General features: G+C 37.6%; 10 protein-coding genes and 1 tRNA gene. 9 read left to right on the top strand and 2 right to left on the bottom strand.

The genetic code is table 11. From position 1 onward, the window contains the following. Positions 1 to 62 precede the first annotated feature (62 nt). The 9 genes from gmk to ABJ974_RS03235 all read left to right on the top strand — a co-directional run bounded on the left by gmk (position 63) and on the right by ABJ974_RS03235 (position 9137). The gene (gmk, locus tag ABJ974_RS03275) at positions 63 to 626 is read left to right on the top strand and encodes a guanylate kinase (protein ID WP_419869959.1); all 564 of its coding nucleotides are present in this window, start codon (positions 63 to 65) and stop codon (positions 624 to 626) included. Positions 627 to 674: 48 nt separating this feature from the next. Then, positions 675 to 1694, top strand: coding sequence for a quinolinate synthase NadA (gene nadA / locus ABJ974_RS03270; RefSeq protein ID WP_419869958.1), 1020 nt, complete (start codon positions 675 to 677; stop codon positions 1692 to 1694). Between the two features lie 330 nt (positions 1695 to 2024). Next, entirely contained in the window at positions 2025 to 4472 is a 2448-nt protein-coding gene (thrA, locus tag ABJ974_RS03265) for a bifunctional aspartate kinase/homoserine dehydrogenase I (protein ID WP_419869957.1), read from the top strand. 11 nt (positions 4473 to 4483) lie between these two features. After that, on the top strand, positions 4484 to 5404 hold the full coding sequence (locus ABJ974_RS03260; protein ID WP_419869956.1) for a homoserine kinase: 921 nt from the start codon (positions 4484 to 4486) through the stop codon (positions 5402 to 5404). 21 nt (positions 5405 to 5425) lie between these two features. Continuing rightward, positions 5426 to 6733: a threonine synthase gene (gene thrC, locus ABJ974_RS03255; RefSeq protein ID WP_419869955.1), complete on the top strand. Its 1308-nt coding sequence runs from the start codon at positions 5426 to 5428 to the stop codon at positions 6731 to 6733. A 1-nt stretch (position 6734) separates the two neighbouring features. Beyond that, positions 6735 to 7100: a dihydroneopterin aldolase gene (folB, locus tag ABJ974_RS03250; RefSeq protein ID WP_419869954.1), complete on the top strand. Its 366-nt coding sequence runs from the start codon at positions 6735 to 6737 to the stop codon at positions 7098 to 7100. A 12-nt stretch (positions 7101 to 7112) separates the two neighbouring features. Continuing rightward, positions 7113 to 8495 carry a DUF4403 family protein gene (locus tag ABJ974_RS03245; RefSeq protein WP_419869953.1) on the top strand — a complete coding sequence of 461 codons (1383 nt, stop codon included), beginning with the start codon at positions 7113 to 7115 and terminating at the stop codon, positions 8493 to 8495. Between the two features lie 9 nt (positions 8496 to 8504). Continuing rightward, positions 8505 to 9017 (top strand): RDD family protein, encoded by a 513-nt coding sequence (locus tag ABJ974_RS03240; protein WP_419869952.1) that lies wholly within the window; start codon positions 8505 to 8507, stop codon positions 9015 to 9017. 49 nt (positions 9018 to 9066) lie between these two features. Continuing rightward, a tRNA-Cys gene (locus tag ABJ974_RS03235) sits at positions 9067 to 9137 on the top strand. An 853-nt stretch (positions 9138 to 9990) separates the two neighbouring features. Here ABJ974_RS03235 and ABJ974_RS03230 read toward each other — a convergent pair. Together ABJ974_RS03230 and ABJ974_RS03225 are read right to left on the bottom strand one after the other, a co-directional pair. Then, on the bottom strand, positions 9991 to 10485 hold the full coding sequence (locus ABJ974_RS03230; protein ID WP_419869951.1) for a pentapeptide repeat-containing protein: 495 nt from the start codon (positions 10483 to 10485) through the stop codon (positions 9991 to 9993). Between the two features lie 13 nt (positions 10486 to 10498). Further along, the gene (locus ABJ974_RS03225; protein ID WP_419869950.1) at positions 10499 to 14227 is read right to left on the bottom strand and encodes a DUF6443 domain-containing protein; all 3729 of its coding nucleotides are present in this window, start codon (positions 14225 to 14227) and stop codon (positions 10499 to 10501) included. Positions 14228 to 14229: the final 2 nt, after the last annotated feature.

Raw genomic sequence — 14229 nt, 5'->3', positions numbered from 1 at the left:
AAATGATGAGTTATAAGTTATGATTTGTCATAAATTGTAATTCAAAGTCTTATCTCAGAAGGATGAATAAAGTTATCATATTTTCAGCACCATCGGGAAGCGGAAAAACCACTTTGGTAAAGTATGCATTGGATCGGTTTTCAGAACTTCAGTTTTCTATTTCATGTACTACAAGGCATCCGCGAGGAAGTGAAATCCATGCCATAGATTACCATTTCCTGACTCCGGAAGAATTCAGACAGAAGATCGCAGAAGATGCTTTCGTAGAATACGAAGAAGTCTATACGGATAAATATTACGGTACCTTAAAATCCGAAGTTGAAAAAATATGGAATCAGGGGAAAGTCGTTATCTTTGATGTAGATGTAAAGGGAGGTATTTCCTTAAAAAAATACTTTGGAGAGCAGGCGCTTTCAATTTTTATTGAACCGCCGTCTATCGAAGAATTGGAACGAAGATTGATTGCGAGAAATACTGATGATGCGGCAACGATCAAGACCCGTGTGGAAAAAGCGGAGGAAGAAATGTCTTATGCTGATCAGTTTGATAAGATTGTGATCAATACCGATCTGGATGAGGCTAAAAAAGAAATAGAAAATTTAATTAAAAATTTTATCGGCAGTTAATAAAACAATTAATAAATTTCTGCTGTAAAAAACAAAAATTCTGAGGATATGAGTACCGAAACATTAGAGAAAGCTAAATCCGCTATTCCTGTTAAAGGTTTTCTAGATATAAAAGATATTATCATTCCTGAAGGAGAGGAATTGGTAAAAGCTATATTAGAGCTGAAAAAAGAAAAAAATGCCGTCATCCTTGCCCATTATTATCAGCCGGGAGAGATTCAGGATATTGCAGATTTTCTTGGAGATTCCTTACAGCTGGCCAGACAGGCTAAAGAAACCGACGCTGACATGATCGCTTTTTGCGGGGTTCACTTTATGGCAGAAGCTGCTAAAATTCTTAACCCTACCAAAAAAGTAGTTCTTCCCGACACCATGGCAGGATGCTCACTGGCAGACGGATGCAGCGGAGAAGGATTAAGAAAAATGCGTGAGCAGCATCCCAATGCGCTGGTAGCCACTTATATCAACTGTAATGCGGAAACCAAAGCGGAGAGTGATATCATTGTTACAAGCTCCAATGCCGAAACAATTATCGAAGCTTTGCCGACAGACAAACCTATTATTTTTGCTCCGGATAAAAACTTAGGAAGATACTTATCTCAAAAAACAGGTCGTGATATGATCTTATGGGATGGAAGCTGCATAGTACATGAAGCGTTTTCTATGGAAAGGATCGCTAAGCAGCTGGCTGAAAATCCTGATGCTAAATTAATTGCACATCCGGAAAGTGAAGAAGCTGTTTTAAAGCTGGCTCATTTCATAGGCTCTACTTCTGCCCTGCTGAATTATGTAGAAAAAGACGACTGTCAGAAATTCATTATTGCTACTGAAGAGGGTATTCTTCATGAAATGAAAAAGCGGGCTCCTCATAAAGAGCTGATCCCCGCATTGGTCTTTGATGATACCTGCAACTGCTCGGAATGCTTCTATATGAAACGTAACAGCCTTGAAAAGCTTTATTTATGCATGAAATATGAGCTTCCTGAGATCACCATGGATGAAGAACTTCGCCTAAAGGCACTGAAACCTATCGAAGCCATGCTCGATCTTTCCAAGAGTATAAAATAAAAAAATAAATATCAATTACAGAGCGGGTTAAAACCCGCTTTTTTCATGCAACCTCTTTATAAGTTTCTTTAAGTTTTTCAAAAAATATTTTGCTGTTTCAAATTAATTTGTACATTTGTTTCAGTTACAATGAACTTTTTAAGAAACATATCAGATTTTTCCCAACCGGATTTCTACATTTCGGGAGCTTCTTCTGTTTCTTTTATTTCAACTACAATTACTACTACGATCACCCCATAACGGGGTAGTTTTTTACATATCATATCCGTACTGTGTGCTCTTTTTTTAAAGAGCAATCATTAATTTATTAACATTTCAAAAAAATCATTGATGAAAGTTTTAAAATTCGGAGGATCATCCGTCGCTAATGCAGAAAATATCCTGCAGGTAGAAAAAATAGTAAAAAAAGAATCTTTACACCAACAGATAGTCGTAGTAGTTTCTGCCTTTCATGGCGTTACCGATACATTAATACAGGCTGCAGAAGCTGCCTCTCATAAAGATGAGGATTATGCGGGGCTTATCAAAAGTCTTGAAGAAAAACATTTACAAGCTATAAAAGATCTCATTCCCATTTCGGAACAAAGCTCATGGCTGAGTTTCGTTAAAAAGCATTTTAATGATATAGAAGATATCTGCAACGGGATCTTTATATTAGGAGAATTTACTGGCAGAATCAAGGATAAAATAACTTCTTATGGAGAATTTTTATCTTCCAACATTATCACTGCAAGGCTAAAATCGGAAGGCTGTAATGCCGTATGGATGGATTCCAGGGATCTGATCAGAACCGACAGCAATTTCACTTATGCTAAAGTAGATCTTGCCAGTACAGAAAAAAATATAAATCAATACTTTGGAGAGAACCATCAGCAGATCACAATAGCACCCGGATTTATTGCAAAGGATGAGGAAGGAAACGCAACTACTCTGGGAAGGGGCGGCTCCGATTATACTGCTGCAATTATTGCTTCTGCAGTTAATGCGGAAGAGCTTCAGATATGGACTGATGTAAGCGGTATGATGACAGCCGATCCCCGATTAGTAACCAGTGCCAAAGTAATTCCCGAAATTTCTTATCAGGAAGCTATGGAACTTTCCCATTTCGGAGCTAAAGTCCTTTATCCACCTACTGTACAACCGGTTATGGTTAAAAATATTGACCTATGGATAAAAAATACATTTAAACCCGAAGACCGGGGAACATTAGTATCTCAGAATCTTGAAGCTAACGACAGCGGCGGACAGATAGCAGTGGGAATCTCCAATATGAACCATATTGCTCTCCTTACGCTGGAAGGCAGCGGAATGATTGGCATTCCCGGTATTTCTGCAAAGCTGTTTCAATGTTTAAGCGATGAGAAGATCAATGTTATTCTTATTACTCAAAGTTCCTCAGAACATTCCATTACGATCGCTATTGGTGAAAAAGATATCTACCATGCGCAGTCGGCTATCAATACAGCTTTTGAAGATGATTTAAAGCTTCAGAGAATAGAGCCTGCCAAAATAGAAACAGGACTTGCTATTGTTGCCCTTGTCGGGGAAAATATGAAAAGCAGAAGCGGCGTAAGTGCTAAAATGTTTGGCTGCCTGGGTAATAACGGTATTAATATCCGGGCTATTGCACAGGGATCTTCTGAAAAAAACATCAGCATTGTAATATCTGAAAATGATATAAGAAAGGTGATTAATGTCCTCCATGAAGAGTTCTTCGAATCGGAAGTCAAGCAGGTGCACCTTTATCTGTGCGGTACAGGAAATGTGGGTTCAAAACTTATCCAGCAGATTTATGATCAGAATGAATATCTTAAAGAAAATCTATTGATCAACCTCCGTATTGCAGGACTTTCCAACAGTAAAAAAATGGTATTTGAAAATAAAGGGCTTTCCTCTGCTGATTATGCTGAACTGCTTACACAGGGTGAAGATTCCACCCCGAAGTCTTTTGCTGAAGAAATCATTTCACGTAACCTCAGAAATTCGGTTTTTATAGATGTAACAGCAAGTGCTGAGGTGCCGGAAATCTATGAGAGTCTTTTAAAGAGAAGTGTTAATATTGTAGCTTGTAATAAAATAGCTGCGGCATCGGATTTTAAACATTATAAAAAACTGAAAAACCTGGCTAAAGACCATAATTGCAAATTTTTCTTTGAAACCAATGTGGGAGCCGGCTTACCGATCATAGGAACTATCAACGACCTGATCAGAAGCGGAGATAAGATCAATTCTATCCAGGCGGTATTAAGCGGGACTTTAAATTTTGTATTTAACAATTATGACGGTAGCAGACCTTTTTCTGAGGTGGTAGCACAGGCGCAGAAAGAAGGTTATACCGAACCGGATCCACGATTGGATCTTGCCGGAACGGATGTTGCCCGTAAGATTTTAATCCTTGCCCGTGAAGCAGGATATACTTTGGAATTTGAAGAAATTGAAAATACAGCCTTCCTCCCCGAAGAATGCATGCAGGGAAGTGTCGAGGATTTTTATCAGGCTCTCAGCAAATACGAAGAACATTTTAAAAATCTGCTTAATGAAGCTAAAAAAGAAGGAAAAATTTTAAAATATGTGGCTGAGTTCAATAATGGAAAAGCAAAAGTAGGCTTACAGCATATAGCGCCGGAAAGTGACTTGTACCACCTTTACGGAAAAGACAATATTGTAATTTTTAAAACTTCCCGGTATTCCGAGCAGCCTTTGGTTGTAAAAGGTGCAGGGGCCGGTGCGGAAGTTACGGCCAGTGGAGTATTTGCTGATATTGTCCGTTCTGTTTAAAAATAAAAAATATGAAAAATATAAAATTAAAAGTACCGGCCACCGTAGCCAATATGGTATGCGGATTTGATATCCTGGACATGGCTATCCATGAGCCCTATGATGAAATGGAAATAAGATTACGGGAAGATTCCGATATTATCATAAAACATACGGACCCATACGGGCTCCCGGAAAATGCACTGGAAAATGTAGCCGGTGTAGTATTGCTAAAGATGCAGGAAGAACTTCAGTTAAAAAACGGTTTTGAAGTGATCATCCATAAAAATATAAAGCCGGGAAGCGGACTGGGTTCCAGTGCGGCAAGCGCGGCCGGAGCAGCTTTCGGTGCGAATATATTATTGGGGAATATCCTGTCCCGCGAAGAGGTGGTCCATTTTGCTATGTATGGAGAAGAGCTGGCATCGGGGGTAAGGCATGCAGATAACATTGCTCCCTGCATTTACGGAGGTATTACCTTAGTGAAATCCTCAGATCCTGTAGATATCATTCCTTTAAGCACCCCGGATTTATTTGTCACGGCCGTTCACCCACAGGTGGAAGTAAAAACTTCCGATGCCCGACAAATTTTAAAAAAGAATGTAGAGCTTAAAGATGCTATACAACAATGGGGAAATGTGGCAGGACTCGTAACAGGAATCCTTAAAAATGATTTTGCATTAATTGGAAGAAGCCTTCATGATGTGATCGTAGAACCTGTCCGAAGTATTCTTATTCCCGGCTTTGATGAGGTAAAAACAAAAAGTATGGAAATCGGTGCTTTAGGAGGTGGGATTTCCGGCTCGGGTCCTTCCATATTCATGCTGAGTGAGCAGGAAGAAACAGCCCGTGACATTGCGGATATGATGAAATCCGTTTATGATACTCTGAAGATTGAAAGCTTTGTATATGTGTCCAAAATTAATCCTCAGGGAATAAAAACAGTACAGTAAAACCGTTATTAAATAAAGACAATGAATTATTATAATTTAAAAGATGCTGAGGAATGTGTAAGCTTCAAGAAAGCCTCTATTAAAGGACAGGGAAAAGAAAAAGGACTTTTTTTCCCGGAATCCATTCCACATTTTACAGAAGATTTCATTCAGAATCTGAACCAGTTTTCAGATGAAGAGATTGCATTTCAGTGCATGAAGGATTTTGTGTCTGCGGACATTCCTGAGCTGGAATTAAGAAAAATCGTTTCCGAAACCATTCGGTTTGACATACCACTCAGAAAGATTAATGAGCGGATCTCCGTTTTGGAATTATTCCATGGCCCTACCCTGGCCTTTAAAGATGTAGGAGCGAGGTTTATGAGCCGCTGCCTTTCTTATTTTCTGAAAAATGAACATAAAAAAGTAACTGTCCTCGTAGCTACTTCCGGTGACACAGGAGGAGCTGTGGCCGATGGCTTTCATAATGTTCCGGGGATTAATGTAGTGATCCTTTATCCTAAAAACAGGGTAAGCCCGGTACAGGAGAAACAGCTGACTGCATTAGGCGGAAATATTGCTGCCCTGGAAGTCAACGGAAGTTTTGATGATTGCCAGAGCCTTGTAAAGCAAGCTTTTTCGGATGAAGAAATCAATTCTGAATTATTTTTAACTTCTGCCAATTCTATTAACGTAGCAAGATGGCTTCCCCAGCAGATCTATTATCTTTTAGCCTTAAAACAATGGCAAAAGACGGAGAATAACAGTCCTGTTATCTGCGTTCCAAGCGGGAACTTCGGAAATATCTGCGCAGGTATTTTAGCTTATTTCAGAGGATTGCCTGTGGATCATTTCATTGCGGCCTGTAATGCCAATGATGTTATCCCCCGCTATCTTACCACACAGGTTCTGGAGCCTCAGAAAACCGTACCTACCCTTTCCAATGCAATGGATGTAGGAAACCCGAGTAATTTCGTCAGAATTTTAGAACTTTTCCATGAAAATTTCCGTGAACTTAAAGACCAGCTTTCGGGATATTCGGTAAATGATGAGGAGACCTTAGCTACCATTTCAAAGGTTTTTAAGGAAGATCATTATTTACTGGAACCTCACGGGGCTGTTGCTTATCATGCATTAGAAAGTTATCTGGAAAACCATCCGGAAAAAAAAGGAATCATTCTGGAAACTGCCCACCCTGTAAAATTTCCGGAAGCAGTGGAAAAAGCAACGGGTTCTTCCGTAGAAATACCTGAGTCTTTAAAGGATTTAATGAAAAAAGATAAAAAAACCACGGAAATTAATCCTGAGTTTGAAGAATTAAAACGATTTTTGTTTAATCAAAACTCATAAAATGACTTCAAAGATATTTTTGGATGATATTAAAATATATGCGTATCACGGAGTACTTCCCGAAGAGAATATCATAGGGACCTATTATATCCTGAACGTTGAGGTTCATGCCGACCTGTGGACCGCTGCAGCATCCGATGACCTGAATGATACGATCAGCTATGCGGATATTAATGATATCATCCATGAAGAAATGCATATAAAATCCCAGTTACTGGAACATGTAGGGGGACGGATTATTTCGAGTATTCATCAGAGCTTCCCCCAGATCTCTTATATTAAATTAAGAATTACCAAAACGTTTCCCCCTATGAGAGGGGAAATGAAAGGAGCCGGCATAGAACTTGAAAAAAGCTTTATCAGTTAATTTTTCTAAACAATGAAGTTGAGACTTATTCAATTAATTTTACTATTTCTGATGATCAGGGTAAGCGGACAGACGGCTGCCAATGATCAAGGTATTTATAATTTCCCGAAGATCAAATCAAGCATTACCATGCCTGTCAGTATTCCCTTATCGGAAATAAGCAATATGATCAATGCTTCCGTAAAGGATCTGATCTATCAGGATGATTCGTATACGGACAATGACAATGACCAGTTCAAGGTTAAAGTATGGAAAACCCGCCCCATCCGTCTGGTAGGAGGAACCAGCCAGAATTTACTTATTGAGGTTCCTTTAAAAATCTGGGCAGAAAAAGGGATCGGAACATTAGGAGTTTATACTTATCAGAATACCACTTTTGAAACGGTCATGTATTTTAACTCTACCCTAAGCGTTAAAAACAACTGGAGCATTACCACTTCCACCCAGCCTATGGGCTTCAAATGGGTCACAAAACCCGTTCTGGATTACGGAAGGGTTAAGATTCCCATAACATCTGTTGTGGAGAAAAGCCTTAAGGAACAACAGCAGAAATTCTGCACTACCATTGATCAGCAAATGGCTTCCCAACTGAATTTCCAGCCTTATGTGGTAATGGCATGGAATTCATTTTCCCAGCCTTTTCAAATTTCTGAGGAATATAACACCTGGCTGAAGATCACACCGGTAAACATCAATATGGCTCCCCTGAAGTTTTACGGCAACCAGATTGATACCAGTATTGGTATAAACATCTATTCGGAAACTTTCACCGGAAAAAAACCGGAAAGCACTTTACCTGTTACTTCCGTTGCCGATTTCAGTGCTATTCCCCAGCTTACTGATCAGTTCCTACTTCAGACCACTGCAAATATTCCTTTTTCGGAGGCCACCAGCATTGCCCAGAAAATGTTCCTTAATAAAGAGTTTGAACTCAGGGAAGGAAAAACCAAAGTAAAAATCACCGACATTAATGTTTATGAGCGTGATCATAAAATCATTATTGAAGCGGAAACCGATGGCTATGTAAAAGGAACCGCTCTGATATCAGGAGTGCCTGTTTATGATGACAGCAAGAAAAAAATTGTTCTTTCTAATACTAAATTTAAGCTGAAAACTTCCAATATTCTCCAGAAGACCGCTGCTTTACTGTTTCAGGGAAAGATTGTAAAAATGATTGAAAGTGAATATGGCATCCCGACTGAAGAGCTGGAAAACACCTCGAAAAAAAGTACTGAGGAAGCTTTCAATAAAGAATATTATAAAGGATTAAAAATGAAGGGAAAAGTTTTTGCCCTGAAGCCTTCCCAAATTCTTTTAAATTCTTCAGGAATTACAGCGGTAATTGATACTCAAGCTACTTTAAAGCTTGTAGTAAACGGACTTCAATTAAACTAAACTACACAAATGAGAAAATATTTACAGGTTGTTGATCGTCACAAAGCCTCAAAGGTATTAAGGCTGATTAACTACTTCATTGATCTTTTTTTCAATTTCATTATTATTTCAGTACTGTTTGGAATATTGGGGCTTTTATATTCCCTCGTTTCCGGTATTCCTTTTCAGGAAGTAGCGTATATGATGGAAAATGTAAATCCTCTTCTGGACCGCTTAGTTACTTTACTTACGTATGCATTTCTTATGTTTTCTACGGAAACCATTACGGGTGGCAGAAGCCTGGGTAAACTTCTTACCGGGACTCAAGTCATTATGATTGACGGAACCAGACCTAAAGCCGGAAATTACTTTTTGAGGAATATCATACGATGTCTTCCGTTTATTGATCAGCTTTCCTTTTTAGGGGAAAACGGGTTCCACGACGCCTGGAGTGAGACCCGAGTTGTTGTAAAAAAACATTATGAAGCGGAATTACGTGCAAAAGACGATATAAACAGCATCGGAACAAAAGAAATTGTTTGAAAACTTTGTTTGAAAAGGAAAAATTTTTATATTTGCACACCTCAAAAATGGTACTTTGGCCGAGTGGCTAGGCAGTGGTCTGCAACACCATCTACAGCGGTTCGAATCCGCTAGGTACCTCATAACGAATCCCTAAACTATTGATTATATATAGAATAGGGATTTTTTATTTGAGTTTATTTTAACCATCTGAAAATAATAGAAATTATAGTAATTTTGGTATCTGTAATTTCAAAAACAGCCAAGTGTTTTTGAAAAATTTTAAAAATAAGAGTATTGGAAACCAACGCTTTTACTTTTCAATATCATAAATTAGGTAGTATAAAATACTTTTCTAAAATTGGATAGTATTAAACAATTTTAAGTTTATAGACATCTTTTTTTCTTCAGAAGTTCTTTTATTTCCGAATATCCTTTCGCTGAATGGTCTGCCTCATTCTCAATCAAATCCTTCATATAAATATCTTGAGAATTAACTGCTGCGTCTTAACAATTAGGGGAATATTATGAAAAGATTATTTTTCCCATTGAGGTAGATTCCCTAAAATTCGAATATTAAATATTTTATTAATACTCCAGACTTCGTAAACATCTAAATCCTGCTTTGTATTGAACTTCTCTCAAGTTGTAATTGTTTCAACCAAAGATTTATTCTGCTATTTCTAATTTGCTGTAAACTTTCAAAGATTGCGAAGTATTTTAACATAACCATCGATGATCTGGTAACTTTGAAAGCGAGATTCCTAATGAAGTAACTTTTGATGATAAAAATACCATCGAACAATTACAGCTCATTCAGCAATTGGATGAAAGATAAAATAACTGTCTTTAAAATTGTAGAGACAATGCTTACCAAACAAAAATTTAAGGATTTCTTTTAATAAAAATATTGCTGCATTATAAAACAAAACCCACCGCAATTGCAGTGGGTTCTTTATTGTTGCTCACGGATTACAAATCCGTTACATCAGGTTCAACTATTACTAATTGGAGGAAAATTATTTTTCCCGTCCCATTCTTCAAAAAATGCAATATTATTATTTGATATATTATTGTTAATACAATTAGTGAAAATTATATCCAATAACGGGAAGTTAAGCATTGTATTTATAAAAACACAATTTTCAAAAATAGATTTGGAAAAATTGCAATTATTTAAAGTACAATTAATAAACGTACAATTAATAAATTTTGATGCAGGTGAATGAACATCTATAATTTCTGTTTTTATAAATATTGTATTTTCAAATAAAATCCCTGTTGAGATAACGTCATGAAAGTTGGAGTTATTGATAATAGAATATTTAAAAACACATGTAGATAGTGCACATGATTTATATACTGTATCATTAAAGTTACACCTTATAAATCTCCCCCCCCTAAAATCACAATTATCAAATTGAGAATTCTTAATTTCTGTTTTATCTAAAACAATTCTATGAAAGTTTTCATTTAAATATATATTCATTTCATTTAATAATTTACCAAGATTTAGGATCTACATATACTTGATTCCAAGGAATAACGGGATCTTCATAATAAATATCTGTTTTTTGAATTTTTATAGGATAATTATTATATAATCTACTAGAAATATATCTATGATTCCCCTCTATAATAACTCCTTCTCCATTAACTATTATGGGAGGAGGCTGGCTTCCTTGTTTTAAAAGATTATAGTAGTTTTTTACTTTAGGAAGTGATACTGATGTTTGCTGAGTCGAAAGAGTTGCATTTTCCATAGCTTTTGCAATAGCTGCTTCATTTATGACCATTGATGACTCATAAAATAAGATGCTTCCAAGTCCTCTTAATGCAGCTCTTCCTGTCTGATAATCAAGATATGCATTAAATACTGCAGCTGTCGGATCCCATAAAGCAGGGCTTTGAAGCCTTGGTGAATAATATGTTTTACTTGTATCAAAACTAGCAAAAGTTGCCCTAGGACTTCCAGTACGACCCATAGTGGCTCCACCATAACTGTCATTCATTGCTGCACTTGACATTTGACTAGGTAGAAGCATCATTGATGTGGTTCCTCCTTCGGTAACAGTTGCATCCTCATTAAGTGTAGTAATCCCTCCGTTTACATTTACATAAGATCCTGATTTTCCCAAACGGTTAAGAGTTTCTCCATTGCTTCCTTTTATTTGATCCTCCTGACTGTCATGCCAAGAAACATTACCTTCATTATCATTATACCAATCCTCCAACAACCCCGTAGGATCAGTTGCATTAATTGGATTGTTAAAACTATATCTGAAAGGTGTCATTCCAGAATGTTTTTCCGCCAGTGGATCCACCACTCCCCATCTTCCAATATCCGCCATATAAAACCTTGCGCCGTAATCATACATCCCTGATTCAGTTTGTAACTCTTTGCCGTTATACTTATATTGATAATTAGTATTACCCGCCAGCCCATTATACCCTTCATGCTTCATTCCAAAAGGATAATAATTATTCTCTTCCAGAACTTCTACTCCGCTACCATTATTAAAGTAGCTTAACCTCACATTGCCTAAATGATCCGTATAGTTGTAAATATACTTATTATTTTCAAAATTGTAGTAACCTTCGGCTGTAGGAACAAACTTTAACCCTAATACAGCTACCATATTCTTTCCTATAGTAGTATCATACTGGAAGCCATCCAGATATTCCGTAGTTCGGGAAAGTAAGGCTGTACTCCCCTCTACTCCTTTATAGTTATAGATCTTTCTTAGCTTAACTCCATCTGCACGATAAAGGTAGGAAGTATTCTCTCTGATAAGTCCGGTATGAGTAGATAGTGCCTTATTAAATAATATATATTTGGGTAGGTTCAGGTAATTGTAATCTATCTGCAAAATTCCTTTATCATTCTGGGTAATCATATTTCCATTCAGATCATAGGTAATGGGTGTTCCGGAGGTTTCAGGATAACCGCTATACTGCCCAGAAACATCGGTAACGCTCTGAAGCTGGTTTCCTACATACACATAATCCAGGTTATCTATTAGCATAGCAGTATTACTTCCTGCCGGTGCTCCTTCAGATCTCTTCAAATTGGTGATATTCCCATTTAAGTCATAATCCAGCTTTTCAAAGTATTCTTTAGCGGATGGATTGGTGTCTTTCTGATAAAAGCCTGCTAAGAGTCTATTTAATCCATCATAGACATACCCATATCTTCTCAAATTGTCCCCTGCTGCTGTGGCTGTCCGCCAGTCTACTTCTGCTATATTTCCATTGTATTTTGGGTTTACTTTTAAATTTGTAAAATCTCCATTAGGACTTTCTAATCCTTCTACCTGATTGTATTTGATCTTATAGCCAAATAAATCAGTTCCTAAAGTTGCAGGATCATTAATCTGGGTCATCCAGCCTCGGATATTGTACTTATAATCAATGGTCTGAAGGGGTGATGCTGCACTCGTTCCTCCTACTTTCTTAGTCTTCAACTGGGAAAGCTCGTTATAGGTATTCTGAGCTAAATACTCAATGGGATTCGTTAATACCTTATGGGTATGGGTTAAAAGTCTGTTCTGGTGGTCATAGGTAAAATATTCATGAATACTCTTTTCTGAGTCTCCTCCTATTCTTTTATGGTAGGTACTGGTACGAAGTGCTACTCCTGAAAAATCAAGCTGATGATTGACAATGGTATAACCTCCCAAGTGATTAATACTTCTTGTTCCAAAGACTCGTCCCGATGTATCATACCAGGTATAGTTCTTCGTCCAGCTATCATCTTCTATATTTTTAACATAGGAAGCTAAAGGTAGTCCTTTGGTAGATCTTATACTGGCCACTCCATTGCTGGTGATACTGGTGGGTGTATCGGTAAGCTGGGGCTGAGAAAATACATTGGTGACGGCTGGTGAGCCTGTAGGATAGGTGTCATAATAGTTAACACTTAAAATCTGTGTCACATTTGTAGGGCCTGCCACTTTAGTATAATAAACAGGCATCCCATTCAAAGTAAAGGAAACAGCAGAGGTTCTGGTTTCATAGAGATTAGCATTGTTATTAATATTGGTCTGATTCGTAGCTCTACTTCCCGTGTTATTAGTAATACCTGTATAAACAACCCTTCCAAACTGATCATATTTAGTCAATAACCATTGTCCTAATTCTTTCAGATTAGTATCCTGACTCATTACCAGCTTATCAGCATTGTTGTAAATCATAAATTCCCAACCCTTTCCAGGAAGCTTCTTTTCTACAAGCCTGTTTCTTCCATCATATTTGTAAATATAACATAAACTGCCTGTTACGGTATTCACATTAGCAACAGCACTGGCTTTTGGTGGAATAACATACGCCAACTGATCATATTCATTATATACATAATACGTATCTGCATTCTCTGTAGAACTTACTACTTTTCTTACCAGGATTATCTGTCCTTTCCCATTTTTAAACTCTATGGTCTTATTGCCATCTTCATCTATAACTGTATTCTTATACAGCTGATTGGCTCCATAAGTGGTAGTGGTGGTACCAATAGTATAAGAGGTAGCTCCATTACCCCAGGTTGTAGTAATGGCATATTTCTTTACAGCATCGGCTGTGGTATTGGCATCATATTCAAACTTAACAGGCTTAGTACTCCAGTCCGTTCCTACCTGAATCTGCTGCTGAATCCTATCCAAAGGTGAGTTCTCTAAGATTTTCTCGCCATAGATTTTCTCGGTTCCGTAAATATCTGTCTGGGTAGCATTGGATAATGGTGTCGGAAAAATAGCTCCTCCTTGAGTACTGGATTGAGGAACCGGAAGGTAATCTTTTACCTGTCTACCAAACTGGTCGTATTCGATATGGGTAACTACATCTCTTCCCAGTGGGGATGATTTTACATTAACTACCTGCTTGGCTCTGCCCAGTCCGTCAAAATATTGTACCGTCTGTATTTGTTTGGCGGTTGTACTGCTCACGGTGACTGGCTCTAAATATGTCCGGCCCTGGATATAGTTCTCTGTAGAGGTTAATCCTGTAGAAGGGTTGGTGGTTCCACCTCCGCTTCCTCCTCCACCCGTACTGGAAGTAATATAAGCATGAAAACTGCCTATATTTGCAGAGTTAGCATTAAACCCGGATAGAAAGTTAATACTAACAGGATCGATAACTACTTTATTAGGCTCGGTAATAACTGAATTTAAGGTGATTTGGGCATTCGCTAAACCGGCTACAAACAATAAGCTTATAGGAAGGATTATTTTTTTCATAG

It is taken from the genome of Chryseobacterium sp. CT-SW4, assembly GCF_048572715.1.
Classification (GTDB): Bacteria; Bacteroidota; Bacteroidia; order Flavobacteriales; family Weeksellaceae; genus Chryseobacterium.
The sequence above is the reverse complement of the archived record's forward strand: the minus strand, read 5'-3'. Positions and strand labels throughout refer to the sequence as shown.

Bases quoted from the DNA above. Each gene is read 5' to 3' on its own strand.
- gmk (WP_419869959.1), top strand. From the start codon at position 63: ATGAATAAAGTTATCATATTTTCAGCACCATCGGGAAGCGGAAAAACC.
- nadA (WP_419869958.1), top strand. From the start codon at position 675: ATGAGTACCGAAACATTAGAGAAAGCTAAATCCGCTATTCCTGTTAAA.
- thrA (WP_419869957.1), top strand. From the start codon at position 2,025: ATGAAAGTTTTAAAATTCGGAGGATCATCCGTCGCTAATGCAGAAAAT.
- ABJ974_RS03260 (WP_419869956.1), top strand. From the start codon at position 4,484: ATGAAAAATATAAAATTAAAAGTACCGGCCACCGTAGCCAATATGGTA.
- thrC (WP_419869955.1), top strand. From the start codon at position 5,426: ATGAATTATTATAATTTAAAAGATGCTGAGGAATGTGTAAGCTTCAAG.
- folB (WP_419869954.1), top strand. From the start codon at position 6,735: ATGACTTCAAAGATATTTTTGGATGATATTAAAATATATGCGTATCAC.
- ABJ974_RS03245 (WP_419869953.1), top strand. From the start codon at position 7,113: ATGAAGTTGAGACTTATTCAATTAATTTTACTATTTCTGATGATCAGG.
- ABJ974_RS03240 (WP_419869952.1), top strand. From the start codon at position 8,505: ATGAGAAAATATTTACAGGTTGTTGATCGTCACAAAGCCTCAAAGGTA.
- ABJ974_RS03230 (WP_419869951.1), bottom strand. From the start codon at position 10,485: ATGAATATATATTTAAATGAAAACTTTCATAGAATTGTTTTAGATAAA.
- ABJ974_RS03225 (WP_419869950.1), bottom strand. From the start codon at position 14,227: ATGAAAAAAATAATCCTTCCTATAAGCTTATTGTTTGTAGCCGGTTTA.